The following is a 26,526-nucleotide window of genomic DNA, read 5'->3' on the forward strand; positions in this document are numbered from 1 at the left end:
TGACCTAATTAAAGCGTTTTTGGTGTTGGGCATTAAACTGTTGTTGCAGGTTGATCTTAGGCTTAGGCTGAACGTCAAGCACAGGCTGGAGGAGTTCGTCTAAGAGAGACTCGGCTTCGGATAAAGTATGATCATTGTATATTTTTTCTTTTTCTTCATAATCACTCCCTCTAACTTTGTAATCGAAAACAGTATTATTACTAAAAATATACTCATAATTATTAGAAATATTTCGGAGGTAGTATTTGTCATAAGCAGTATAATAGGCTGCATAAGAGGTATCTTTCTTAAAGACTGCTCCGTTGCCATCTAAATCAAAGTAATGGGTTTTTGTTCTGGGATCTGTGATATCATGTGCATAGTCCACAATAATCGCTAGTTCTGGGTGCGTTCCTGCCTTTCTAGGCATGTGCTGGACATAGTAGCCTGCGTAGGCGGCTAGGTTATAGGCCATGTAGAGCTTTGTAACACCAAAAAGGAGAAGGCTAAGCAGGGTGAGGAGGAGAGTGATAAGGAGAGTTTTTTTCATCGTATTGACCTAATTAAAGCGTTTTTGGTGTTTGGCGTTAAACTGTTGTTGCAGGTTAATCTTGGGCTTGGGCTGAACGTCAAGTACAGGCTGGAGGAGTTCATCTAAGAGAGACTCAGCTTCAGATAAATTGTCTTCAGTAACTTCTTCTTTTTGATAGTCACTTCCTCTAATTTTATAAGCAAAAATGGTATCATAACTAAAATAATAGACATCATCATTCAAAACATTGCTTAAATGATATTTTTCAGGAAAAGTATAGTCAGTAACATAAATGGCATCTTTTCCTAGCTTGCTTTTATGAACTGTGCCGTTTCCATCAAGGTCAAAAGTAACATTCCCTTTGGTCGGTTCTGTGATATCATGCATGTAATCAACAATAATTGCTAACTCTGGGTGCGTCCCTGCCTTTCTAGGCATGTGCTGGACATAGTAGCCTGCGTAGGCGGCTAGGTTATAGGCGATGTAGAGCTTTGCCACACCAAAAAGGAGGAGGCTAAGCAGGGTGAGGAGGAGAGTGATAAGGAGAGTTTTTTTCATCGTATTGACCTAATTAAAGCGTTTTTGGTGTTTGGCGTTAAACTGTTGTTGCAGGTTGATCTTAGGCTTGGGCTGAACGTCAAGCACAGGCTGGAGGAGTTCCTCTAAGAGAGACTCGGCTTCAGATAAAGTAGATTCATCATTTATCTCCTTTTCGTCATAATCACCTCCTCCGATTTTATAAGCAAAAACGGTATCATAGCTAAAATAATATTCATCACCATTAAGAACATTGCTTAAATAATATTTTTAAAGTATAGTCAGTAACATAAATGGCATCTTTTCCTAGCTTGCTTTTATGAATTGCACCAGTTCCATCAAGGTCAAAAGTAACATTCCCTTTGGTCGGTTCTGTGATATCATGTGCATAGTCCACAATAATCGCTAGTTCTGGGTGCGTTCCTGCCTTTCTAGGCATGTGCTGGACATAGTAGCCTGCGTAGGCAGCTAGGTTATAGGCGATATAGAGCTTTGCCACACCAAAAAGGAGGAGGCTAAGCAGGGTGAGGAGGAAAGTGATAAGGATGGTTTTTTTCATCGTATTGACCTAATTAAAGCGTTCTTGGTGTTTGGCGTTAAACCAGTGTTGCAGGTTGATCTTAGGCTTGGGCTGAACGTCAAGCACAGGCTGGAGGAGTTCGTCTAAGAGAGACTCAGCTTCAGATAAATTGTCTTCAGTAACTTCTTCTTTTTGATAGTCACTTCCTCTAATTTTATAAGCAAAAATGGTATTATAACTAAAATAATAGACATCATCATTCAAAACATTGCTTAAATGATATTTTTCAGGAAAAGTATAGTCAGTAACATAAATGGCATCTTTTCCTAGCTTGCTTTTATGAACTGTGCCGTTTCCATCAAGGTCAAAAGTAACATTCCCTTTGGTCGGTTCTGTGATATCATGCATATAATCCACAATAATTGCTAACTCTGGGTGCGTCCCTGCCTTTCTAGGCATGTGCTGGACATAGTAGCCTGCGTAGGCGGCTAGGTTATAGGCGATGTAGAGCTTTGCCACACCAAAAAGGAGGAGGCTAAGTAGAGTGAGGAGGAAAGTGATAAGGATGGGCTTTTTCATCGACGGCGTCCTTTCTTTTTAGGGGCTCTGTGAAATACTTTGGTGATGTTTTTGATGACAGTCTTGGCTACCTTTACGACTGGGGCAATGACAGCTTTAGAGACTTGCTTAATGATAGAAGCTGGTTTTGGAGGAGCAGCTGGGGCTGGCTGTGGTCTTGAGGGTGCTGCCGTTGGCTTGGGAGCTGATTGAGGTCTAGTTGAAGGGCGTAGAGGCTGGACCTGAGCAGGAGGATGGTAGACTGGTCTTGAAACAGGTTTGGGAGCTTGAGTAGGTTGGGGTGATTTGGTAATAGATTGAAGCACTTTTGAAACGGTCTTTTTTACCACACCAGAGACTTGCTTGATTGTCTGATGGGTTTTCTTGGCGATTAGTTTGCTAGCCGTGGCGATAGGCTGGATGATCCTACTAGACTTTAGGGTAGCTATCTCTTTGACTGCCTTGAGAGGCTGTTTCTGCCACTGATGTAGCGTTCCTTTTAGGGCGATCTGATCAGTCAAGGCTAGGTTTTTAGCGATTGGTTTTGAGGAGCCCTTGTACTTGCCTAAGCCGAAGGCCAAAGCTGCAAGACCTCCCAGAGTAGCTAGAGGAACTAAGAGATCTAGCGTAGCAGCTGTTTTGGCTAGCTTTTGATCCTTGTGATAGCTTTCTAAAAAGAGACTTTGACGCTTTTTGGTCAGGTCTTTCTGCCCATAGTAAGCCTTGATCCGCTCATTGAGAGGGAGTTTGCGATAGCGAGGATGCTGGCTGAGGATAATAGCATCCATGTCCGAGTAGATGTCTTTTTGGGAATTGGTGGTTAGAAAATCCCCCACAAGAGAGTTGAGCTGTAGGATATTTTGTCTATCATAGGCTCCTAAAACAGGACGCAAAGCCAGTTCCCTCCAGAAGCGCTGCCAACTGATCCTTAGTAATTGTTTATTTTTTAGTAATGCTTTATTTAATAATAAATCTTTCCAAGAAAGATTGAAGACTGGTAGCCTCACACTAAAGAAACCTTTCATCATTTCAGTCATATGCCCTTTTTGGTTTTCCAAAGAAGCCAGAGTGGTCATGACATGGGCAAAGTCAATGTCGGCACTATTATTATAATGGTTCTCCTGGATAGATTTTGTCATCACCTTATTAAGATTACTTAAGCCTTTACTGATGCCTGTATCTGTAAAATTATTTAATAGATTTTGTAGCCTATCTTCTTGATAGACGTCTTTTGCCAGAAGGAGGGCTAAGTCACGATCAACCTTGGTCTGGTTTCCTCGGTGTTTTTGCTTGAGGGTCTTAGTGACTGAATCAATATAGGCAAGCGTTGCTTTAGCATCTTTCAGAGCATTTCCTTCATCATTGTTGAGGTTGAGATTATCCCTAAAATGCTGGGCTTGGCTATCAGTAGGTACTTGCTGGCGAGTGTAGACTGGGATAAGCTCTGGGCTTATCCGAAGTGGTGGTCTTTGAGGCGACCAAGAGCTCGTCAGTAGAGGCAGACCTGCTAGATCATTAGTAGCAATAACTGGATAGTTTAATGCTGAGCTTGGCTGATGGGTCTGGACAGTCACTGTGATAGGAGCATAAGGCCTTTCTTGACCTGAGACTGGCTGTGGTTTGGGAGTTGAGAGAGACTGGTTGTTACTTGGTTTTGGACGATAGAAACTCCGATGAAAGACAAGCACGATTAGCTCTGGCAGGCTAGGCGCTTTAACCACCTTAGGCTGGATGGGATTTTTAACAGAGATTGGTGCTATCGGAGCACTTGGTTTGATAGCTGTCTTAAGGCTAGGTGCTTGAGGTTTTTGGGGAGCTAGAGGCTTCTCAAGAGTGCCATACTGAGGCTTGGTCGGTTTCTGTGGTGCTGGTCCTAGATCTGGCAAGGCGATCTGTAAAAGCTCTGGCTTGACTGGGGCGATGGGCTCTGGTCCGAGCACACCCTTTGCCTTGACATCGCTATTAAAGGCAAACCAGTAGGCAAAGCCATCCGAATTTCCAAAGGTAAATCGGATAGGCCCTGTTGACTTCCCTACAATCGCTCCGATATAAGCATCAGGACTGTTCGCGTGATCCCAATCAGGTGCGACACTTTCTTGTCTGATATTTGAGTGATTCATGGCACGCCCATTTTGCACCGTGATGGTTGAGCCAGTAATAGGGAGCAGTTGCCCATTATAGCCTGCGACATATTCGCCACTTGCGTTGAAGGAGTTGATACTAGCAAAGCTGGTTAGAGCATATTGACTAGGAGTTGGGATGATTTCTTGATCGTTAGCATCAAAGAACTGAACCCTCATCTCCATCTCAAAAGAAGCCGTTGTCTTATCATCCTTATTGTAAACATGAGCATAGACTGTGACTGTAGGATCACTAATGGCTTGAAGGATAACCGACTGGTCATAATGAGTAGAAGACAATAAAGTATAGGTGTAGCGAACCCGCTTTAACTTATTGCCAGAAAAACTAGATTTTCTAGACCGCTATAGTCCACTTGAACTGTATCTCCCACTCGCATGTAAGCGGCATTCCATTGCCCTTTGTTACGAATGGTTGTTTGGCTGACAGGTGTTGTCAGTGTTCCTGGATCTAACCAGCCCATTCCATTTTTGCTCAAAGTAGCCAACTGCTGGGGTGAAAGGTACTTTCCAGTAAAGGTTTGGGTGGTGTTTGGCTCAGATCTAAAGATGAGGTTTTGAGCGACAACCTCAGAAAGATAGCCAAACTGGCCTATTTTTCCTTGAGCTTCTGCTACCTGCTCATCGTACCTTGCCCTGGCAACTTGATAAGTCTTAAGCTCAACCTGATAGCCTTCCAAAGCTTTTTGGTAGGCTGATTGTGCCTGTATTTGTGCTTGTTTGGCTTGTTGCTGTTTTTTCTCTTGCTCTTGATAAGCTAAAAGGTCACGCTCATAGGCTAGTTGCGCTGCTTCGTATTCTTGTTTTAAGACTTCATTGCTAAGCTGTCCTTGTTCAAAAGCCTTGAGTTTGTCATGGTATTGCTTAAAGTCATGATCATACTTTTTGAGAGCTTCTTGATGATGGTCTTGGCTTTGACGATTTTCTTCTAGGATTTGTTGATAGGCATTTTCTTGCTCTTGATAGGTGGTGTAGGCCTTACGATAGACTGCTAACTCTCTAAGATAAGCCTCATAGTCACGACTAGCTTGCTCATAGGCTGCTTGGTCTTTGAGATAGGTTTGATAAGCCTGTTGGTCTTTTAGGTAGTTGCTTTGATCAATCAGCGCTTCTTGTCTTGCTTGCTCAAGCATACCAATCTGATGTTTGGCGTCTTTTTCAGCATCCTCAAAACGATCAAAAGCCACTGGTTGACTTTCAACCGCTAAAACACCAGCTTGGCTAGCTTTGGTGATGGCAGCATCTAGTGGAGCAAGGTTAGAATCATCACTAGATAGATTGGTGGTCGCTAAGGATGGGCTTTTACTAAGTTCATCTGCATGAACGGTTTGATAATTTCCTAAAACAAGACTGGTGCTAAAAAGAGCAATACCCATAGATTGTCGTAAAATCGTTTTCGTTGTCATAGAACCTCTTTATGAAATCATATCTTTTCTTTTTATTTGTAGTTTATTTTAGCATATTTTCTAAGGATTGTGATGTCCTTAAAATGATTTCAACAAAAGATTAGACAAGTCAATAGGTATCATTACTATCAACAGTCAAAAAAAGATTGAACAATGAGTTCAACCTCTTAAAATTATTTTAAAAAAACAGCTTGATACAATGCTTGATTGGTCATTTGGAAGGTTTTTAAACGACCAAAACTGACCTCACGAATTGTACTTTTTTTGATTTTAGGTTTCAAACAGCCTTACAAACGAGCGCTGAGTTCTGCACCGAGGTCTTCAAATCCTGGCTTGCCAAGGAAGGCAAACATGTTTTTTTTGTAGGCTTCTACCCCTGGTTGGTCAAATGGGTTAACGCTGTTGAGGTAACCTGAAAGACCGATTGCCAATTCGAAGAAGTAGATAGCGTAGCCAAGTGTGAATTCATTTTGCTCTGGAAGTGTGACGAACATGTTTGGAACGCCACCATCTGTGTGGGCAAGAAGCACACCGTCAGTTGCTTTTTTGTTTACAAAGTCAACGTCTTTGCCTTGGAGGTAACCAAGACCATCGAGATCTTCAGCCATTTCAGGGATCAGAACGTTTTGACGTGGTTTGTCCACACGAATAACGGTCTCAAAGATATTTCGATAACCTTCTTGGATGAATTGTCCAAGTGAGTGAAGGTCTGTTGAGAAGTTAGCAGATGTTGGGTAGATACCTTTTTGGTCTTTACCTTCTGATTCACCAGCTAATTGTTTCCACCATTCACCGAAGTATTGAAGTGATGGCTCATAGTTAGCCAAGATTTCAGTCACGTAACCTTTGCGGTAAAGCACGTTACGAACAGCTGCGTATTGGTAGGCAATATTGTCAGAGATCTTATCTGATGACAATTCCTTGCGAGCTGCCTTAGCGCCTTCCATAAGAGCAGTGATATCAGCACCTGATGCAGCGATTGGAAGAAGACCTACAGCTGTAAGAACTGAGAAACGTCCACCGACATTGTCTGGCACAACGTAAGTTTCCCAGTTGTTAGCGTCAGCTTCGACTTTAACAGCGCCTTTAACTTTGTCAGTTGTCGCATAGATGCGTTTGTTAGCTTCTTCTTGACCGTATTTTTTAACCAAAAGTTCCTTAAAAACACGAAAAGCGATAGCTGGCTCAGTTGTTGTCCCTGATTTTGAAATCACGTTTACGGAGAAGTCTTTATCTTGAACGTACTCTACTAAATCAGCAAGGTAAGTTGAGGAGATAGAGTTTCCAGCGTAAAGAATCTGAGGGGCTTTGCGTTCTTTTGCAGTTTGCAAGTTAGCAAAGTGGTTGCTCAAAAAGTCGATAGCTGCTTTAGCACCAAGGTAAGAGCCACCGATACCGATAACGACAAGAACGTCGCTATCAGCTTTGATTTTTTTAGCAGCTTCTTGGATACGAGCAAACTCTTCCTTGTCATAGTTTTCTGGGAGGTCCAACCAACCTAAGAAGTCTGAACCAGGTCCAGTGCCTTGACGAAGCAGCTTATCTGCTGCGGTTACCTGCACTTGCATGTAATCAAGTTCATGTGGTGCGACAAACTGATCAAGGACTTTAGAATAATCAAATTGAAGATGTGTCATATCAATACTCCTGTTCATTTTTTAACTTAACTACTATCATACTCTTTTGTGAGTTTTTTTTCAATCATTTCAATAGAAATCAAATGGACAAATCAGCCCATCAATGAACTCTAAAACTGAGTCATTTCAGTAATTCTATTACTTATTGTAAAAGAATAGAAAAATAAAAAAAGCTGAGAAATCTCAGCTTTAAAGATAGTCCGTACGGGATTCGAACCCGTGTTACCGCCGTGAAAAGGCGGTGTCTTAACCCCTTGACCAACGGACCAATAGATGTTATCTGTAACACTCTTATTATTATAGCAGAAAATTTTTCTTTGTCTAGACTTTTTTTCAATTTTTTTTAACTATTGCAGATTGGCAGATTTTTTGATAAACTAATGGAGTTGATAAAGGTCTCATAGCTCAGCTGGATAGAGCATTCGCCTTCTAAGCGAACGGTCGCAGGTTCAAATCCTGCTGGGATCAAAGTAAAAGAGTCTGGTAATATGCCAGATTCTTTTTTTCAAAAACTAATAGCTTAAACCTTTACTTATGATAAGGACTGCCTTGTTGAATCATAAAAGTACGGTAAATTTGCTCGAGGAGAACTAGGCGCATAAGCTGATGAGGTAAGGTCATTGAGCCAAAACTCATGAGATGGTTAGCCCTCTTTTTGACACGCGCATCTAAGCCTAAACTACCTCCAATGATAAACGTAAACGTGGAATAACCTGAGAGAGTCATTTTCTCCAGATGTTTAGCAAAATCTTCTGACGAGGCTTGCTTTCCCTCAATAGCAAGCGCAACGACATAATCTCTATCTCCGATTTTACTTAAAATCGTATCACCTTCTTTTGCTAAAATAGTAAGATTTTCTGCTGGGCTAGCTTGATCAGGGGTTTTCTCATCAGCTAATTCAATCACGTCATATTTGGTAAAACGTCCTAGGCGTTTGACATACTCTGCTATACCTTCTTTTAAATACTTTTCTTTTAATTTTCCAACACAAATCAGCTTAATTTTCATGCTTTGATTATACCATAGATAGCTGTTTTTCACACCTTATCCACATCTTAGTCACCATAATACCTTTTTAAAAAAGTTGATTTAGAGGGATTTCCACAAAATAACTAGACTTATCCACAGCCTGTGGATACTTTCTTTTTTTAAACCTTTAAGATATAATTAAGACACTTCATTTATGATGCTAACAAATCATTTAAAAATAGATAGGAGCGATTGATTTGAACAAAAATACTCACTTTAAAAACACTCTCACAACAGTCATCATAGCACTAGGTTCTGGTTTGATAGGAGCTTATGCGATGTTACAATTTTCTGATCACAGACCAGTATCCCTAAATAGCTCTCAATCACTAAAAACCAGCGATGTCGTCTATAATAACACAACAAACACAACCAAGGCCGCTAAAAAAGTTCAAGATGCTGTTGTATCTGTTATTAACTATCGAAAAAACACAGGAACTTCAGATGATCTCTATCGCCAAATATTTGGTGGAAATAATAATGAGAGTCATTCTGAAGAAAAATTAAGTATCTATAGCGAGGGATCTGGCGTTATTTATAAAAAAGCAAATGGCTCAGCCTATATTGTCACTAATAATCACGTTATTGAAGGTGCAGATAGTATTGAAATCATGCTCTCTAATGGCACTAAAGTAGTCGGTGAATTAGTTGGTGCTGATACCTACTCTGACTTGGCTGTTGTTAAAATTGCTGATGACAAAGTAAGCATCGTTGCAGAATTTGCTGATTCAGATAAGTTAAATGTTGGTGAAATTGCTATCGCTATGGGAAGTCCTCTTGGTAGTGAATATGCCAATTCTGTCACACAAGGTATTGTTTCCAGTTTGAGCCGTATTGTAACCCTTAAAAATGAGAATGGCGAAACTATCTCAACCAACGCCATTCAAACAGACGCTGCCATCAATCCTGGTAACTCTGGAGGTGCTCTTATCAATATTGAGGGACAAGTTATTGGAATCAACTCAAGTAAAGTAGCATCAAAGTCTGAAAAATCTGTAGAAGGAATGGGATTTGCGATTCCAGCCAATGACGTGATCAAAATCATCAATCAGTTAGAAAAAAGTGGGCAGGTCACACGTCCAGCCCTAGGAATTTGGATGGTTGATCTAAGTGATCTCTCAACAGGTGCTATCTCAGAACTCAAAATTCCTAATAAAATCACTGCTGGTGTTGTCGTTGCTTCCGTTCAAAATGAGATGCCAGCAGTTGGAAAACTAAAACAGTATGATGTCATTACTGCTATTGATAATAAAGATATAACATCTGCTAGTGATCTACAAAGTGTTCTTTACGGCCATCAAATTGGTGATACCATCAAAATAACTTATTATCGCGGTAAAGACAAAGAAACCGTTGATGTCACATTAAGCAAGTCAACACAGGGTTTAGAAAATCGCTAACTTAGCATGAGTGTGACCTTTCAATCCGCATCATTAAAAGTCATGACTAAAAAAACTATTGGGACTAATCGTTGGTCCCAATCTCTATGTCATCATGTTACCTCTAAAGGAAACCAAGTAATGGAAGATATGTTAAAAGATATCCTCATCAGTGATATCACCAAAAATCCTAATCAGCCGCGACAATTATTTCATGAAGATGCCATTAAAACATTGGCTGAATCCATAGCTAATAATGGGCTGATTCAACCCATTATCGTTAGACCATCTGATGTTATTGGTTACGAATTGATTGCTGGTGAGAGACGACTACGAGCTCATCAATACCTTGGTAAAACATATATTAAAGCCGTTATTACCCAAAAAAGCCATCAAGAAAGTATGAAACAAGCTCTGATTGAAAATCTCCAAAGAGCTGATTTAAATCCCATTGAAGAAGCTAAAGCCTATCAAAATATCATTGATAAGCTTAAGATGACCCACCAAGAACTAGCAGTATCCATTGGAAAATCTCGTCCTTATATCTCTAATCAACTACGCCTACTGCAACTTTCCAAGTCTTTTCAAGATGCTATTGAAAAAGGATTGGTCACACCAGGACATGCCAGGTTAATTTTAGCCTTATCAAAAAAAGAACAAGACAGTTGGTTAAAAACTATTATCCACCAGGTCCTAAGTGTCCATCAACTGGAAAAACAGCTTAAAAAACAGAAGGATAAAGTAACTTCAAAAAATAAAACGATTTTTCAACATCATATTGAGATAGAACTTCAAAAATCACTTGGTTTGGAGGTCAAAATATCAGGATTCCAACAACAAAAAGGATACCTGTCCATAAGCTTTGCCAATGAAGAGGAATTCAACAGAATTATCAACAAGTTAAGATAAGCTGTTGATAATAACAATCTCAAAAACGGACTTATACACACTTAAACAGCTAAAACTATTGGTCATCACTCAGGTATTTTTTTTAATAAAATACCCCACTAAAGGCTTTGGTATCAATAGATTAACTGTAACATCATCTGATTCTAAAAGAGAAGTTGTCGATTTGTCAGTAGCTTCTCTTTTTATTTTCCACAACTTGTGGAAAACTCCTTTGAACAATGTGGGTATCATTTATAAACTTGTGGAAAACTTTTTGAGTTTATGATAAAATGTTAGAGACATAATCAAGAAAGAGAGGATAGCTATGACCGAAAACGAACGTCTCTTTTGGAGTAGGGTTTTGGAATTGGCTCATAGCCAATTAAAACAAGCGACTTTTGATTTTTTTGTAACTGATGCAAGATTAATCAAGATTGACAATCATGTCGCAACGATTTTATTAGATAGTGAGATTAAAGAATTATTTTGGCAAAAAAACCTTCAGCCCTTTACCTTAACTGCTGGATTTGAAATTTTTAATGCGGAAATTACCAATCACTATATTTTTCCAGAAGATGATTTACAAGCCTCAGAAACAACTGGAATCACTCATCAAAGCACCAGCTTAACACCTAACCCACCTGTACTGGCTCATATTGACTCAAATCTTAATGACAAGTATAGTTTTCAAAATTTTGTTCAAGGAGATGAAAATCGCTGGGCAGTTGCAGCCTCTATTGCTGTAACAGAAGGTCCAGGAACCACTTACAATCCTCTCTTTATCTATGGTGGTCCAGGCCTAGGTAAGACCCATTTATTAAATGCTATTGGAAATACCATTTTAAAAGATAATCCTAATGCTAGAATTCGCTACATCACCGCTGAAAATTTCATGAATGAATTTACCAAACATTTGCGACTCAACACTATGGATGAGCTAAAAGACAAATTCAGAACCCTTGATGTCCTTCTCATTGATGATATTCAATCTCTCCCCAAAAAAACAACCAATGCTGGGATTCAAGAAGAATTTTTTAATACCTTCAATGCCCTTCATGTCAATAACAAACAAATTGTATTGACCAGTGACCGTAATCCAGATCATCTAAATGACTTAGAAGACCGTTTGGTCACGCGCTTCAAGTGGGGACTGACAGTCAATATTACCCCGCCAGATTTTGAGACACGGGTAGCTATTTTAACCAATAAAATTCAAGAATACGACTTTGATTTCAAAACAGAAACCATTGAGTATCTAGCTGGCCAATTTGACTCCAATGTCCGAGACTTAGAAGGAGCTTTAAAAGATATTAGCCTAGTAGCTAATTTTAAAAAATTAAAAGTCATCACCGTTGATGTTGCGGCAGAAGCCATCAGGGCTCGCAAGAAAGATGGTCCTCAAGTCACTGTTATCCCAATCGAAGATATCCAGACAACCGTCGGTAAATTCTACGGGGTAACTGTCAAAGAAATCAAGGCTACCAAACGAACACAGAACATTGTCTTAGCCAGACAGGTTGCCATGTACTTGGCACGCGAAATGACCGATAATTCCCTTCCTAAAATTGGAAAAGAATTTGGTGGCCGTGATCATTCGACCGTACTTCATGCCTATAATAAAATCAAAAACATGCTAGCTCAGGATCAAAGTCTTCGTCTTGAGCTGGACAGTATTAAAAACAAAATAAAGTAGTTGTGGATAAGTTTTGTGTTTTCTTGTCTTTTTTCCACAAGTTGTTAACAAGTCCCAAAGATTGCGTTTAGACGGTTTTAAAGACTTTTCCACAGTATCAACAAAGCCTATTACTAATACTATATATAATACTTTAGATATAAAGGAGTATCCATGATTTCATTTGCTATTAATAAAGCTTTCTTTCTCCATGCTTTAAATGCGACTAAAAAAGCTATTTCAACTAAAAATGCCATTCCTATTTTATCAACCATTAAGATTGAAGTGGCTACTTCAGGAATCACTTTAACAGGATCAAATGGTCAAATCTCAATAGAACATTTTATTTCAATTGAAAATGATGACGCTGGCTTGTTGATAACTTCTACTGGTGCCATTCTTTTAGAAGCCGGATTTTTCATTAACATTGTATCAAGTTTGCCTGATGTGACTCTTGATGTTAAGGAATTACCCCACTATCAAGTTCAAATCACAAGTGGTAAATCAGAGATTACCCTAAAAGGTAAGGATGTTGAACAATACCCTCGCCTTCAAGAAGTTGATACTCAAAACCCCTTGATTTTAGAAACCAAAACCTTAAAACAGGTGATTGCAGAAACAGCTTTTGCAGCAAGTACACAAGAAAGTCGTCCTATCCTAACAGGTGTCCATGTCATGCTAAAGGATAATCATATTTTTAAAGCTGTAGCGACAGATTCTCATCGCATGAGCCAACGTCAATTAACTTTAGAGAAAAAATCAGCTGATTTTGATGTCGTAATCCCTAGTCGCTCTCTACGCGAATTTTCAGCCGTTTTTACGGATGATATTGAAACCGTTGAGATTTTCTTCTCAGCAAGCCAAATCCTCTTTAGAAGTGACAATATTAGCTTCTACACACGTCTTCTTGAAGGAGCTTACCCAGATACTGATCGTCTCTTAACAGATCAATTTGAAACAGAGGTTATTTTTAAGACAGTGACCCTTCGTCATGCTATGGAACGTGCTTTCTTGGTATCCAATGCGACACAAAACGGTACGGTCAAACTTGAAATTGCAGATAATGCAGTCAATGCCTATGTTAACTCACCAGAAGTTGGAAAAGTCCATGAAGAACTGGATATAGAAACCTTATCAGGTAATGATTTGATCATTAGTTTTAATCCGACTTATTTGATTGATGCGCTAAAAGCCCTAAAGAGTGAAACAGTTTGCATTCGTTTCTTATCACCAGTACGACCATTTACCCTAGCACCGGGTGATGATAGTGAGAACTTTATTCAACTGATTACACCTGTACGTACAAACTAGTCTTATTAATCAAACCATTTAGCAGGTCTAGGTGGTTTTTTTAAGCTCATAATTTGGTATAATAAACCCTAAGGAGAAAAAGCATGTATCATGTGGGAAGTAAGGTTGAAATGAAAAAACCTCATGCCTGTCTCATTAAAGAAACTGGTAAAAAAGCTAATAGTTGGGAAATCACCCGTCTAGGAGCTGATATTAAAATCAAATGCACTAATTGTCAGCATGTGGTGATGATGAGCCGTCATGATTTTGAGCGTAAACTCAAAAAAATCTTATCGCAACCTCAATAAGCCTATTAAAATCAATTTTTAAGACCTTTTGCAACCATTAGTTGCTCTCAAAAGTGCTGGTAAATAAGGTCTGCCTGCCTTATACTAAAACTATCAAAAAAGAAGGGATGATCATGATTATGAGTGTATTTGCAGAACAACTCAAAAAACTGCGAACAGAAAAAAAGCTTTCTCAAGATGCCTTAGCTGAAAAACGTTATATTTCTAGGCAGTCGATTTCAAAGTGGGAAAATGGTGATGCCACACCAGATTTGGAGAATTTAATTAAGTTGGCAGAGATTCTAGACGTTAGTCTAGATCGACTCATATTAGACAAAGAACCACAAGTAAAAATTGAACGAGTAGTCGAAACAAGAGAAGCAGAGAGACCAATGAACTTTTGGGAATTTTTATCGGGCTTTTGGTGGATTTTGTTTCCCTTATTAGGATTTTTGTCTTGGTTTTTGCCACACATCCTTCCAAATGTCTTTGGGTAAAAAGTCTGTCAGATGATGGGCTTTTTCCTTTATTTTCTGCTATAATAGACTTGATTGAAAAAAAGATAAGGAAGTTATAGACTATGGCTTTAACAGCAGGTATTGTTGGTTTACCAAACGTTGGGAAATCAACGCTATTTAACGCAATTACAAAGGCTGGTGCAGAAGCAGCCAACTACCCATTTGCCACCATTGATCCTAATGTTGGGATGGTTGAAGTGCCAGATGAACGTCTTAATAAATTAACAGAATTGGTTAAACCTAAAAAGACAGTTCCTACAACCTTTGAATTTACAGATATCGCTGGTATCGTCAAAGGCGCTTCTCGTGGCGAAGGTTTGGGCAATAAATTCTTGGCTAATATCCGTGAAGTCGACGCTATTGTCCATGTTGTTCGTGCTTTTGACGATGAAAATGTCATGCGTGAGCAAGGGCGTGAATCAGACTTTGTTGATCCCATCGCTGATATTGAAACCATCAATTTAGAGTTGATTTTAGCTGACCTGGAATCTATTAACAAACGCTATGCGCGTGTTGAAAAAATGGCTCGGACGCAAAAAGATAAAGACTCAGTGGCTGAATTTAAGGTTTTAGAAAAAATCAAACCAGTTTTAGAAGATGGCAAATCAGCTCGTACCATTGACTTTACAGAAGAAGAGCAAAAAGTGGTTAAAGGGCTATTTCTCTTGACCACGAAACCAATCCTCTATGTCGCCAACGTTGACGAGGATAAAGTTGCAGAGCCAGATGAGATTGACTACGTCAAAGCCATCCGTGAATTTGCAGCGACTGAAAATGCCGAAGTTGTTGTGATCTCAGCGCGTGCTGAAGAAGAAATTTCTGAACTTGACGATGACGATAAACAAGACTTTTTAGAAGCTATTGGTTTGACTGAGTCAGGTGTCGACAAGTTAACACGTGCAGCTTATCATTTATTAGGACTTGGGACCTACTTTACAGCTGGCGAAAAAGAAGTGCGTGCTTGGACTTTTAAACGTGGCATCAAAGCCCCTCAAGCAGCTGGAATCATCCACTCAGACTTTGAAAAAGGCTTTATTCGAGCTGTGACCATGTCTTATGATGACTTGGTTCACCATGGCTCTGAAAAAGCCGTCAAAGAAGCAGGCCGCCTGCGTGAAGAAGGAAAAGAATACATCGTTCAAGATGGCGATGTTATGGAGTTTCGTTTCAACGTTTAAGATTGAACAATAAGTAACTGACTGGAAGTCACTTCCAGTCCTTTTGTGCTTGTATGGAGAAAATATGACAAAATTGATTGTGGGCTTGGGAAATCCTGGTTCAAAATATGACAATACGCGACATAATGTTGGGTTTATGGCAGTTGACACTATTGTAAAGGAACTTGACTTAACCTTTACAGAAGATAAAACCTTCAAAGCTTATGTCACAAGCGGTTTTATTGAGGGTGAGAAAGTTTATTTGATCAAACCAACTACTTTTATGAATAATAGTGGCATTGCTGTTAAAGCACTCTTAACCTACTACAACATTGCCATCGAAGACTTGATGGTGATTTATGACGATTTAGATATGGCAGTTGGGAAAATTCGCTTCCGCCAAAAAGGCTCTGCCGGTGGTCATAACGGTATTAAATCCATTATCGCTCATATCGGAACACAAGAATTTGACCGTATCAAAATTGGTATCGGTCGCCCTCAAAATGGTATGACCGTTATCAATCATGTCTTAGGAAAATTCTCATCAGAAGAAATGATTACAATTGACAATACGCTTGATAAAGTTGACAAGGCTGTCAATGATTATTTAAAAATGGATGATTTTGAAGCGATAATGAGACGATACAATGGCTAAATTAGGATTAACAGATTTACTACTACAAAATAAACAAATACAAAATTGGATTTTAAAAGCTCATACAGGCCGTCAATTGGTTATGGGGTTATCTGCTTCCAGCAAAGCTTTAGCTATTGCAACAGCTTTTAAGGAACATCAAGGAAAATTCCTTATTGTGACATCAACACAAAATGAGGCAGAACAGCTGCTCAGTGATTTATCAGCTCTTCTTGATGATTGTTATTTGTATCATTTTTTTGCAGATGATGTCGCGGCAGCAGAGTTCATCTTTTCATCACTTGATCGCAGTTTATCCCGTTTAGAAAGCCTTAATTTTTTACAAGATCATACGGCAAGTGGTATTTTGGTGACATCAATCATTGGCACAAAAATCATCTTGCCAAGTCCTAAAGAGTATCAGAAGGCACAAATCACTCTAACAGTAGGTATTGATAAGGAACTTGATAATATTGTCAAACAATTAGCACAACTTGGTTATGAACGTGTCAACCAAGTGTTAAGTCCAGGAGAGTATAGTCGAAGGGGCGACATTCTTGATATTTACGAAGTCACAGAGCCTTATCCTTTTAGAATCGAATTTTTTGGTGATGAAATCGATGGTATTAGACGATTTGACAGTGAGAGTCAAAAATCCTTAGAGAGCCTAGAAGAAATTAGGATTTCACCTGCAACAGACATTCTGTTTCATCAAAGTGACTTTGATAGAGCCATCAGTAGGTTAGAAAAAGAAGTTGACAAGTCTCTTAACAAGGAGTTGACAGGTTATTTGACGGATGTCTTATCAGTGACAAGAGAGGGTTATCGTCATAAGGACAGTCGTCGTTTTTTGAGTTTTTTCTATGATAAAATCTATAGCCTCTTTGATTACCTTGATAATAAAACGGTTTTAGTTATTGATGATTTTCAAAAACTGATGGATCGTCATGCTCGATTTGAAGTAGAGATAGCCAATTTATTGACAGATGATTTACAACAGTGTAAAGCTGTGTCAAGTCAGATTTACTTTGCAGATACCTATCAAAAACTGAGACAGTACCAACCAGCTACTTTTTTTTCCAATTTCCATAAAGGATTAGGAAACATCACATTTGATACCTTGCATAACATGACCCAATATCAGATGCAGGAATTTTTCAATCAGTTTCCTCTTTTAGTAGATGAGATTCACCGCTATCAAAAGCAAAAAGCAACCATCATCCTTCAAGCTGATTCTCAAAAAACTTTGGAGAATTTACAAAAAACACTACAAGAGTATGAGTTGGACTTACTGATTTCTGATAATCAGCATATCGTGCCCCATCAAGCTCAGTTGATGATTGGTCACTTGTCAAAAGGTTTTTATTTGGCTGATGAAAAGCTTGTTCTAATCACAGAACGAGAGATTTTCCATAAAAAAATCAAACGCCGTGCTCGCTCTTCCAACATTTCTAATGCTGAACGTCTTAAAGATTATAATGAATTAGAAAAAGGAGATTATGTTGTTCATCAAGTTCATGGTATCGGGAAATTTTTGGGAATCGAAACGCTAGAAATAAAGGGTGTTCACCGTGATTATCTGACCATCCAATACCAAAATTCTGACAAGATTTCATTACCGATTGAGCAGATTGATAGCTTATCTAAGTATGTTTCAGCAGATGGTAAAGAACCAAAAATTAATAAACTAAATGATGGTCGTTTTCAAAAAACCAAACAAAAGGTCACCAAGCAAGTTGAGGATATCGCTGATGATTTATTGAAACTTTACGCTGAGAGAAGTCAACTCAAAGGTTTTGCCTTTTCACCAGATGATGATGACCAGCGTGAATTTGATGAGGATTTTGCTTATGTAGAGACTGAGGATCAGTTGCGCTCTATTGCTGAGATTAAAAAAGACATGGAGTCTGACAAGCCTATGGATCGCCTCTTGGTTGGTGATGTTGGCTTTGGTAAGACTGAGGTTGCTATGCGCGCTGCTTTTAAGGCTGTTAAAGATGGCAAGCAGGTTGCTATTTTAGTGCCAACGACGGTACTGGCTCACCAGCATTATGTCAACTTTAAAGAACGTTTTGACAACCAAGCTGTCAACATTGAGGAACTCAGTCGTTTTAGGAGTAAGAAAGAGCAAACAGCTGTTTTAGAGGAATTATCTAAGGGTCAAGTTGACATCATTATTGGAACTCACCGCCTACTTTCTAAGGATGTGATCTTTTCAGATCTGGGCCTCATCGTCATTGATGAAGAACAGCGTTTTGGAGTCAAGCATAAAGAAACCTTGAAAGAGTTGAAAACTAAGGTTGATGTTTTGACCTTGACTGCTACGCCAATTCCTAGAACACTTCACATGTCTATGCTGGGTATCCGTGATTTGTCTGTTATTGAGACACCACCAACCAATCGTTATCCTGTTCAAACTTATGTGATGGAAACTAATCTTGGCATGATTCGAGAAGCTGTTTTGAGAGAATTAGACCGTGGAGGACAGGTTTTTTATGTTTACAATAAAGTTGACACTATTGAGCAAAAAGTAGCAGAATTACAAGAACTTGTCCCAGAGGCAAGTATTGGTTTTGTCCATGGTCAAATGAGTGAGATTCAGTTAGAAAATACTCTTCTAGACTTTATTGCAGGGGTTTACGATGTCTTGGTTGCAACAACCATCATTGAAACTGGAGTTGATATTTCTAATGTCAATACCCTCTTTGTTGAAAATGCTGACCACATGGGCTTGTCAACCTTGTATCAACTTCGTGGACGTGTCGGACGTTCTAATCGGATTGCTTATGCCTATCTCATGTATCGACCTGACAAGATTTTAACGGAGGTGTCAGAAAAACGTTTGGATGCCATTAAAGGCTTTACAGAACTGGGTTCAGGCTTTAAAATTGCCATGCGTGACTTGTCTATTCGTGGTGCTGGTAATATCTTAGGTGCTTCACAAAGTGGCTTTATTGATTCTGTTGGGTTTGAAATGTATTCGCAACTCTTAGAAAATGCTATTTTGAAGAAACAAGGAAAATCGCAAGTTCGCCAAAAAGGCAATGCAGAGCTTAATCTGCAAATTGACGCCTATCTACCGACAAACTATATTTCGGATGAACGTCAGAAAATTGAAATCTACAAACGTATCCGTGAACTTGACTCACGCACTGCCTACCAAGAACTTCAAGATGAGTTGATTGACCGTTTTGGAGAGTATCCTGATCAAGTTGCCTATTTACTAGAAATTGGCCTTGTCAAATCTTACCTTGACAGCGTCTTTACAGAATTAGTTGACCGTAAAGATAGTCAGTTGGTCGTTCGTTTTGAAAAAGTGGCTCAGACCCTCTTTTTAACGCAAGATTACTTTGAAGCCCTATCAAAAACCAATCTCAAGGCTCGCATCAGTGAACATCAAGGAAAAATTGAAGTCATTTTTGATATTCGTAACAAAAAAGATTATGAGATTTTGGAAGAATTGATTCAGTTTGGACAAGGATTTGCTGATATTAAAGAACGTAAAATGGAAGACAAATAACCATCCCCCCTTGTCAAAGCCTTTTGACATAAAAATACCTTCATGACAAAGGACTTGTATGGTAAACTAAACTCGAGTTAATTAGACTAAAGTTATCAAGGAGGTCGAAATGAAGTTTCATAATCGCTTAGTTGATTTAAGAAATAGCAAAAAGCTCTCTCAAGAAGAATTGGCTGAGAAACTTTATGTCTCACGACAAACCATTTCCAATTGGGAAAGAGGTAGAACTTACCCTGATATCAACTCACTATTATTGATAGCAACATTTTTCGATGTCTCCTTAGATAATCTAATTAAAGGAGATGTGGACATTATGAAACATCAGGTTGATCAATCGCAATTCAAAAAGTGGCTTGTTGTTGGAGGAATTTCTTGGTTTTTATTTTCAGTTGTTGTTCCGACAAGATATTTGTTTTCTATAGGGGTAGTTTCTCCTATTTTATGGTTATTATCATGTCCGATGATTTACTCAGCTTTTCAAATTTTTGACATCATGAAATCGTCAATTACAGACTTATGCTGATATCTTGAATTTTTTAGATCCTAAGAAAAATACTAAAACAAGTCTTTTTAGTGAACTGTGGTTTGGTATTAGTATTCTAGCTGTTATTTTCTTGATTTTCTTTGTAGGGACTATATGTTCAGCTTTAATATTCTGGTAAGAGAATTCATAACTCTCTTTTTATTTTGATGGTATGTACCATAAGCTCTGCCATTTTCACAAAAAAATGATAAAATGTAAGAGACAGTCTCAAAAGGAGAAGAGTATGCGTTTAGACAAATATTTAAAAGTATCACGGATTATCAAACGTCGTCCTGTGGCTAAAGAAGTTGCAGATAAAGGACGTATCAAAGTTAACGGTGTTTTAGCCAAATCCTCTACAGATTTAAAATTAAATGATGAAGTAGAAGTTCGTTTTGGAAATAAACTCTTAACCGTTAGGGTATTAGAAATGAAAGACAGCACTAAAAAAGAAGATGCTACAAAAATGTACGACATCATTAGTGAAAAGCGAGTAGAAGCCAATGAAGAAGCCTAATGTTGTTCAGCTTAACAACCATTACATCAAAGATGAAAAACTCAAATATCGCTATGAAATGGAAGAAAATGCCAAACGTCATCGATTTATGGGTGGGCTACTATTGATTGTCATGCTTCTTTTTATCCTGCCAACTTATAATCTCATTAGTAATTATCATAAACTACAAGATAAACAACGACTTGTTAAACAGTTAAAAACAGACTACCAAGCGGTTTCTCAAGAAGTTCAAGACAGAAAGAAGTTAGCCAATAGTTTAAAAGACAAAGCTTTTGCTGCCAAATACGCCAGAGCAAAATATTACTATTCTAAAGAAGGGGAAATGATTTTCCCCGTGCCAGACTTATTACCGAAATAATGGAACAGTTAATCGATATCATAGAGAAGTTCTTGTATTATTCTGATGACAAATTAGCAGAACTCTCAGAAAAAAATCTAGCCCTAAGACAGGAAGAAAGTGAGGAAAGCGAAAAGTAACATGAAGAAAATCATTCTTTTGATGCTCCTTCCTTTTTTCTTGAAGTCTTTCCATGTGGACAGCACTGAGGTTGATGTGGCACTGACTGATGCCCAACGCTATGAGTTATCACATACAGCAGGCTCATCACTAACCTTGCAACTACCTCAAAACCCTGTTTTAAAAACCACTATTTCAGTCTATCAAGATCTTGATTTAAACCTTCCTGTCAAAATCTTATCCCCAACAGACCCTCTACAGATCACAGCTGTAAGTCTCAATCAACTCGGTCTACCAGTCTTTCATTTGGCTGATGACACCTACATGCTAGCTGATGAGAGCCTTTATTATCAAGATATTATTTTAGAGCAAAGACCGCTTTCAAAGACATATTGGACACGAAAAATTGACACCATCTACAATAGTCCTTATGTCAAAGGAAGCCAAACCTTATCTCAAAAACCTCAAGATTTTACGCCAGTTAAGGTGACTGCTGTTGCGACAACTCATAGTGGTACTTATTACCAATTAGAACACTATGGTTGGGTTGAAGAGCATTTCCTTTCTAGTCAAGACACACGGATGGAAAAAGTTCAGGAGATGCTTCATCAGAAATATCAAAAAGCTGATTATAGTATTAGCGTTAAGCAACTAGAGACGAATCAAGTGGCGGGAATTCAATCTGATAAGCCTGTTTACATGGCCAGTCTAGCAAAACTTCCTGTTTTGTATGCCGCGCAAGAAGCCATTCATCAAGGAAAAATAAGTATGGACACCACATTTAAATACACTTCAAAAGTGAATGATTTTTATGGGGCTTATGATCCCAGTGGTAGTGGCAGCCTTCCTAAAGAAGCAGATGATAAAGATTATACTGTGGATGACTTGATGAAAAAAGTGGCCAAGGAGTCGGACAATGTAGCCAGTAACATACTGGCATACTACATTACTAATCAATTTGGTGCGGCTTTTCAAAAGCATCTCAAAAAAATCTCTGGAACAACTTGGGATATGAGAAAGCGAGAGGCTTCACCAGAAATGATCAATAAGGTGTTGGAGGCTCTTTATCATCAAGACGGTTTTGTTCTAGATTATTTATCGGAGACGGATTTTGATGATCAGCGGATCTCGAAACAAATTACTGACAAGGTATCGCATAAAATTGGAGACGCTTACGACTATAAGCATGATGCTGCTATTATTTATACACCATCTCCTTTTGTTATGACCATTATGACAGATAAGGCAAGCTATGATGATATAACAGCGATTGCAATGGATGTTTATGAGATTTTAAAATGATGAAAGCAGATGATTTTTTACAACATGTTACCAAAAAGCAATTTTTCACAAGACATCAAAAAGTACTCATAGCGGTTTCAGGTGGAGTAGATTCGATGAATCTACTGCATTTTTTATACGTTTCACGTGAAACTCTTGGTATTGACATTGGCATAGCTCATGTCAATCATCATCAGCGATTATCGTCTCAAAAAGAAGAAGATTACCTTAAAGCATGGGCTAGACAACAAAGTATTCCTTTTCATTTGGGACATTTTGAGGGACAGTTTAGCGAAAAGAGGGCGCGTGATTACCGTTATGCTTTTTTTAGAGAGCTGATGCAGGTACATGGCTATACCGCCTTGGTAACTGCTCACCATGCTGATGATCAGGTTGAAACGATCTTTATGCGTCTCCTTCGTGGCAGTAAATTACGTTATCAATCTGGCATCAAGGAGCGGCAGGCATTTGCTCAAGGAGAGTTGATTCGTCCATTTTTAGCCTTTACCAAAAGTGAGCTTCCCTCTATTTTTCATTTTGAGGATGATAGTAATCATGACAATCATTATTTGAGGAATCGTGTCCGAAATCGTTATTTACCAGATTTGAGAAAAGAAAATCCCAATATTGATGAGGCCCTTCTCAACCACGGCAGAGATGTGGCCATGCTGATAGAGGCTTTGCAAGAATTAACCAAAACCATTGATAGTCAAGATTGCAAAGTCTTTCAAAGTCAATCCCCGTTAGTCCAACGGTTTTTACTGGAGGATTACTTAGCTAATTTTTTAGATTTGCAAATTGGAAAATCCCAATTTGAGCAGTTATTACGTCAGCTTAATAACGCTAAAAATTATGACTTTCCGTTAAAAAATAATTATCATTTTAACAAAACGGCAGAGCGTTTTATGATTGAAAAAATCAGTCCAAAGACGGATAGTCAGCCCAAAGAAATGGTGCTAAAATATGGCTTACTGGCTACTTTTGGAGAGTATGCTTTTTCCTACAAATCAGAAGCAGACACTGAAGAGACTTATGAGACTTTTATCCCATTATCAGGTTTAGCACCCCTGACATTAAGGCATCGCAAACCAGGTGATAGAATTTTTGTCAAAAAGCTTTCCAAAAAATTGCGACGCTTTTTTATAGATGAAAAGGTGCCACACAAAGAGCGAGAAGAAACGATTATTGTTGAACAAAACAATGAAATCCTAGCTGTATTGTGTCAGGGAAAAACATATTTGAGTAATCCTTCTTATCATGATATAATGAGGGGAAAATTGTATATTCAAAAAATCTAGAATGGTGAGCAATAATGTTAGAAAAAGATATTAAAAAAGTTCTTTATTCTGAAGAAGAGATTGTGGCAAAGTCAAAAGAGCTTGGTCAACAGTTAACCAGAGATTATGCAGGTAAAAATCCTCTACTTGTCGGGGTTTTAAAGGGAGCTGTTCCTTTTATGGCGGAGCTCATCAAACACATTGACACGCATGTAGAAGTGGATTTCATGGTGGTTTCTAGCTATCATGGTGGTACAACATCTAGCGGTGAGGTCAAAATTTTGAAAGACGTTGACACGAATATAGAAGGTCGCGATGTTATCTTTATTGAAGATATTATTGATACTGGTCGTACGCTTCTTTATCTGCGTGATATGTTTAAATACCGTAAAGCAAATTCTGTAAAAATTGCGACCTTGTTTGACAAGCCAGAAAATCGTGCTGTTGCTATTGATGCTGATTATGTCTGTTACGATGTTCCAAACGAGTTTATCGTTGGGTTTGGCTTAGACTATAACGAGCATTACCGCAATCTCCCCTATGTAGGTGTTCTAAAAGAAGAAGTCTACATTAAGTCACAAGATTAGAGGGTCACTTCATTTAATGAATAATAAAAATAATAACGGCTTTGTGAAAAATTCTCTGCTTTATATATTGATTATCGTTTTTTTAGTAACGGGATTTCAATATTATTTTAGCGGGAATAACGCTCAGAGTCAGCGAATCAGTTATACAAGTTTAGTAAAACAGCTTAAAAAAGGCGATATTAAAACCGTAACCTACCAACCAAGTGGTAGAATTTTAGAGGTGACTGGAGAATATAAAAAGCCTAAACAGACAGAAACATCCACTGATTTAGCCTTTTTAGGAAAATCTAGCCAAAAAGTCACCCATTTTACAAGCATGATTTTATACAGTGATTCAGCTTTAGATACTATCCAAAAAGCATCAGATGATGCTGGTGTTACCATTAAAGTCAAGCAAGAAAGTTCTAGCGGCACTTGGATTTCTGTCATCATGAGTTTCTTACCCTTGGTTATCATGATTGTATTTTTCAGTATGATGATGAATCAAGGTGGCGGCGGTGCTCGTGGTGCCATGAGTTTCGGAAAAAATAGAGCTAAGAATCAAAGCGATGGCAAGGTCAAAATACGTTTTTCAGATGTTGCAGGTGCTGAGGAAGAAAAGCAAGAACTGGTTGAAGTTGTCGACTTTTTGAAAAATCCTAAAAAATACAAAGCACTCGGCGCTCGTATCCCTGCTGGTGTCCTCTTAGAAGGTCCTCCAGGAACAGGTAAAACACTACTTGCTAAGGCAGTAGCTGGTGAAGCAGGTGTACCATTCTTTAGCATTTCAGGGTCTGACTTTGTTGAAATGTTTGTTGGAGTTGGTGCTAGTCGTGTTAGATCTCTATTTGAGGATGCTAAAAAAGCAGAACGTGCCATCATTTTTATTGATGAAATTGATGCTGTTGGACGTCGCCGTGGTGCTGGTATGGGTGGCGGAAACGATGAGCGTGAACAGACTCTTAACCAACTGCTTATTGAAATGGATGGTTTTGAAGGAAACGAAAGCATCATTGTGATTGCAGCCACCAACCGTAGTGATGTTTTAGATCCTGCTCTTCTACGTCCTGGACGTTTTGACCGTAAGGTTCTTGTAGGGCAGCCTGATGTTAAGGGTCGTGAAGCCATTTTACGTGTTCATGCTAAGAACAAACCTTTAGCAGATGATGTTGACTTAAAAGTTGTTGCTCAACAAACCCCAGGATTTGTAGGAGCAGATTTGGAAAATGTTCTTAATGAAGCTGCTCTAGTTGCTGCACGTCGCGATAAAAAAGTTATCGATGCCTCTGATATTGATGAGGCAGAAGATCGTGTGATTGCAGGGCCATCTAAGAAAGACAAGTCAGTTTCTAAACGAGATCGTGAAATTGTAGCTTATCACGAAGCAGGTCATACCATTGTTGGATTAGTGTTATCCAATGCTCGCGTAGTTCATAAAGTAACTATTGTGCCTCGTGGACGTGCAGGTGGTTACATGATTGCTCTTCCAAAAGAAGATCAAATGTTATTATCAAAAGATGATATGAAAGAGCAATTAGCAGGTCTCATGGGTGGTCGTGTAGCAGAGGAAGTAATCTTTAATGTTCAGACGACTGGTGCTTCTAATGACTTTGAGCAGGCAAGTCAAATGGCTCGTGCGATGGTAACAGAATATGGAATGAGCGAGAAATTAGGGCCTGTGCAGTACGAAGGAAATCACACTGTTCTAGCAGGTCAAATACCACCAGAAAAATCATATTCGCAAGAGACAGCCCAAATCATCGATGATGAAGTCCGCGACCTTCTAAATGAAGCGCGACAAAAAGCAGCAGACATCATCAATGATAATCGTGAGACACATCAGTTAATTGCGGAAGCTCTTCTTAAACATGAAACATTGGATGCTGCCCAAATCAAATCAATCTATGAAACAGGTAAAATGCCTGATATTGTAGACCAAGAAGATGAAGTGCACGCCTTATCTTACGACGAAATCAAAGAAAAAATGACAGAAGACTAAATGTTCAAAAATCAGCATTGATAATCAGTGTTGATTTTTGGTTATTATAATGATCCCAATTTGTAAAATTAAGCTAGACAGAAAAAAGCCATTTATGTTAGGCTCAGATAAACACCACATTTGTCTGAAAGGAACTAACCTAAATGACCTATACTGATGAACCACAAATGAACTTGTTATGATAGAGGCATACTACCAAGAAGGTGCAACAGTCAGTGCTATTGT

The 26,526-nt window shown here is 38.7% G+C and carries 25 protein-coding genes and 2 tRNA genes; 18 read left to right on the forward strand and 9 right to left on the reverse strand.

Going from position 1 to position 26,526, the window contains the following annotated elements:
* Positions 1-4: 4 nt before the first annotated feature.
* The 8 genes from ACMZ6Z_RS01015 to ACMZ6Z_RS01050 form a co-directional block, all read right to left on the reverse strand.
* On the reverse strand, positions 5-529 hold the full coding sequence (locus ACMZ6Z_RS01015; RefSeq protein ID WP_416130803.1) for a hypothetical protein: 525 nt from the start codon (positions 527-529) through the stop codon (positions 5-7).
* A 9-nt stretch (positions 530-538) separates the two neighbouring features.
* Positions 539-1,069 (reverse strand): hypothetical protein, encoded by a 531-nt coding sequence (locus ACMZ6Z_RS01020; protein ID WP_416130804.1) that lies wholly within the window; start codon positions 1,067-1,069, stop codon positions 539-541.
* Positions 1,070-1,292: 223 nt separating this feature from the next.
* Positions 1,293-1,607 (reverse strand): hypothetical protein, encoded by a 315-nt coding sequence (locus ACMZ6Z_RS01025; RefSeq protein ID WP_416130805.1) that lies wholly within the window; start codon positions 1,605-1,607, stop codon positions 1,293-1,295.
* A gap of 9 nt (positions 1,608-1,616) precedes the next feature.
* Positions 1,617-2,147: a hypothetical protein gene (locus ACMZ6Z_RS01030; protein WP_416130806.1), complete on the reverse strand. Its 531-nt coding sequence runs from the start codon at positions 2,145-2,147 to the stop codon at positions 1,617-1,619.
* Positions 2,144-4,546 carry a GbpC/Spa domain-containing protein gene (locus ACMZ6Z_RS01035; protein WP_416130807.1) on the reverse strand — a complete coding sequence of 801 codons (2,403 nt, stop codon included), beginning with the start codon at positions 4,544-4,546 and terminating at the stop codon, positions 2,144-2,146. The genes ACMZ6Z_RS01030 and ACMZ6Z_RS01035 overlap by 4 nt, the downstream gene beginning before the upstream one ends.
* Positions 4,547-4,572: 26 nt before the next feature.
* Positions 4,573-5,670, reverse strand: a complete 1,098-nt coding sequence (locus ACMZ6Z_RS01040) for a hypothetical protein (protein WP_416130808.1) — start codon at positions 5,668-5,670, stop codon at positions 4,573-4,575.
* A 287-nt stretch (positions 5,671-5,957) separates the two neighbouring features.
* A complete protein-coding gene (locus ACMZ6Z_RS01045; RefSeq protein ID WP_416130809.1) occupies positions 5,958-7,307 on the reverse strand; it encodes a glucose-6-phosphate isomerase in 1,350 nt (449 codons plus the stop codon).
* A 196-nt stretch (positions 7,308-7,503) separates the two neighbouring features.
* Positions 7,504-7,575 (reverse strand) — tRNA-Glu (locus ACMZ6Z_RS01050).
* A gap of 126 nt (positions 7,576-7,701) precedes the next feature.
* Here ACMZ6Z_RS01050 and ACMZ6Z_RS01055 point away from each other — a divergent pair.
* Positions 7,702-7,775: transfer RNA gene (locus tag ACMZ6Z_RS01055), tRNA-Arg, on the forward strand.
* A gap of 60 nt (positions 7,776-7,835) precedes the next feature.
* Here ACMZ6Z_RS01055 and rlmH read toward each other — a convergent pair.
* Positions 7,836-8,315, reverse strand: coding sequence for a 23S rRNA (pseudouridine(1915)-N(3))-methyltransferase RlmH (gene rlmH / locus ACMZ6Z_RS01060; protein ID WP_416130810.1), 480 nt, complete (start codon positions 8,313-8,315; stop codon positions 7,836-7,838).
* Between the two features lie 218 nt (positions 8,316-8,533).
* On the opposite strand from rlmH, the gene ACMZ6Z_RS01065 reads away from it, so the two are divergent.
* The 17 genes from ACMZ6Z_RS01065 to ftsH all read left to right on the forward strand — a co-directional run bounded on the left by ACMZ6Z_RS01065 (position 8,534) and on the right by ftsH (position 26,301).
* Positions 8,534-9,736 carry a S1C family serine protease gene (locus ACMZ6Z_RS01065; RefSeq protein ID WP_416130811.1) on the forward strand — a complete coding sequence of 401 codons (1,203 nt, stop codon included), beginning with the start codon at positions 8,534-8,536 and terminating at the stop codon, positions 9,734-9,736.
* Positions 9,737-9,856: 120 nt separating this feature from the next.
* Positions 9,857-10,624 carry a ParB/RepB/Spo0J family partition protein gene (locus ACMZ6Z_RS01070; RefSeq protein ID WP_416130812.1) on the forward strand — a complete coding sequence of 256 codons (768 nt, stop codon included), beginning with the start codon at positions 9,857-9,859 and terminating at the stop codon, positions 10,622-10,624.
* Between the two features lie 304 nt (positions 10,625-10,928).
* Complete coding sequence (gene dnaA / locus ACMZ6Z_RS01075; RefSeq protein ID WP_416130813.1) at positions 10,929-12,296, forward strand: chromosomal replication initiator protein DnaA; 1,368 nt, start codon at positions 10,929-10,931, stop codon at positions 12,294-12,296.
* 153 nt (positions 12,297-12,449) lie between these two features.
* Positions 12,450-13,586 (forward strand): DNA polymerase III subunit beta, encoded by a 1,137-nt coding sequence (gene dnaN, locus ACMZ6Z_RS01080; RefSeq protein WP_416130814.1) that lies wholly within the window; start codon positions 12,450-12,452, stop codon positions 13,584-13,586.
* Between the two features lie 83 nt (positions 13,587-13,669).
* Positions 13,670-13,873 (forward strand): DUF951 domain-containing protein, encoded by a 204-nt coding sequence (locus tag ACMZ6Z_RS01085; RefSeq protein WP_416130815.1) that lies wholly within the window; start codon positions 13,670-13,672, stop codon positions 13,871-13,873.
* Positions 13,874-13,992: 119 nt separating this feature from the next.
* Complete coding sequence (locus ACMZ6Z_RS01090; protein WP_416130827.1) at positions 13,993-14,349, forward strand: helix-turn-helix domain-containing protein; 357 nt, start codon at positions 13,993-13,995, stop codon at positions 14,347-14,349.
* An 83-nt stretch (positions 14,350-14,432) separates the two neighbouring features.
* Positions 14,433-15,548: a redox-regulated ATPase YchF gene (gene ychF, locus ACMZ6Z_RS01095; protein ID WP_416130816.1), complete on the forward strand. Its 1,116-nt coding sequence runs from the start codon at positions 14,433-14,435 to the stop codon at positions 15,546-15,548.
* A 64-nt stretch (positions 15,549-15,612) separates the two neighbouring features.
* Positions 15,613-16,182 carry an aminoacyl-tRNA hydrolase gene (gene pth, locus ACMZ6Z_RS01100; protein WP_416130817.1) on the forward strand — a complete coding sequence of 190 codons (570 nt, stop codon included), beginning with the start codon at positions 15,613-15,615 and terminating at the stop codon, positions 16,180-16,182.
* Positions 16,175-19,681, forward strand: a complete 3,507-nt coding sequence (mfd, locus tag ACMZ6Z_RS01105) for a transcription-repair coupling factor (RefSeq protein ID WP_416130818.1) — start codon at positions 16,175-16,177, stop codon at positions 19,679-19,681. The genes pth and mfd overlap by 8 nt, the downstream gene beginning before the upstream one ends.
* Positions 19,682-19,790: 109 nt before the next feature.
* The gene (locus ACMZ6Z_RS01110; protein WP_416130819.1) at positions 19,791-20,204 is read left to right on the forward strand and encodes a helix-turn-helix domain-containing protein; all 414 of its coding nucleotides are present in this window, start codon (positions 19,791-19,793) and stop codon (positions 20,202-20,204) included.
* A 244-nt stretch (positions 20,205-20,448) separates the two neighbouring features.
* Complete coding sequence (locus ACMZ6Z_RS01115) at positions 20,449-20,721, forward strand: RNA-binding S4 domain-containing protein (protein ID WP_416130820.1); 273 nt, start codon at positions 20,449-20,451, stop codon at positions 20,719-20,721.
* Entirely contained in the window at positions 20,708-21,079 is a 372-nt protein-coding gene (locus tag ACMZ6Z_RS01120) for an FtsB family cell division protein (protein WP_416130821.1), read from the forward strand. Before ACMZ6Z_RS01115 ends, ACMZ6Z_RS01120 begins: the two co-directional genes overlap by 14 nt.
* Complete coding sequence (locus tag ACMZ6Z_RS01125) at positions 21,079-21,198, forward strand: SP_0009 family protein (protein ID WP_416130822.1); 120 nt, start codon at positions 21,079-21,081, stop codon at positions 21,196-21,198. The genes ACMZ6Z_RS01120 and ACMZ6Z_RS01125 overlap by 1 nt, the downstream gene beginning before the upstream one ends.
* A 1-nt stretch (position 21,199) precedes the next feature.
* Entirely contained in the window at positions 21,200-22,480 is a 1,281-nt protein-coding gene (locus ACMZ6Z_RS01130; protein WP_416130823.1) for a serine hydrolase, read from the forward strand.
* Positions 22,480-23,757: a tRNA lysidine(34) synthetase TilS gene (gene tilS, locus ACMZ6Z_RS01135; RefSeq protein WP_416130828.1), complete on the forward strand. Its 1,278-nt coding sequence runs from the start codon at positions 22,480-22,482 to the stop codon at positions 23,755-23,757. Before ACMZ6Z_RS01130 ends, tilS begins: the two co-directional genes overlap by 1 nt.
* Before the next feature lie 14 nt (positions 23,758-23,771).
* A complete protein-coding gene (hpt, locus tag ACMZ6Z_RS01140; protein WP_416130824.1) occupies positions 23,772-24,323 on the forward strand; it encodes a hypoxanthine phosphoribosyltransferase in 552 nt (183 codons plus the stop codon).
* 16 nt (positions 24,324-24,339) lie between these two features.
* The gene (gene ftsH / locus ACMZ6Z_RS01145; protein WP_416130825.1) at positions 24,340-26,301 is read left to right on the forward strand and encodes an ATP-dependent zinc metalloprotease FtsH; all 1,962 of its coding nucleotides are present in this window, start codon (positions 24,340-24,342) and stop codon (positions 26,299-26,301) included.
* Positions 26,302-26,526: the final 225 nt, after the last annotated feature.

The organism is Streptococcus pluranimalium (genome assembly GCF_047785705.1).
GTDB classification, from domain to species: Bacteria; Bacillota; Bacilli; order Lactobacillales; family Streptococcaceae; genus Streptococcus; species Streptococcus pluranimalium_A.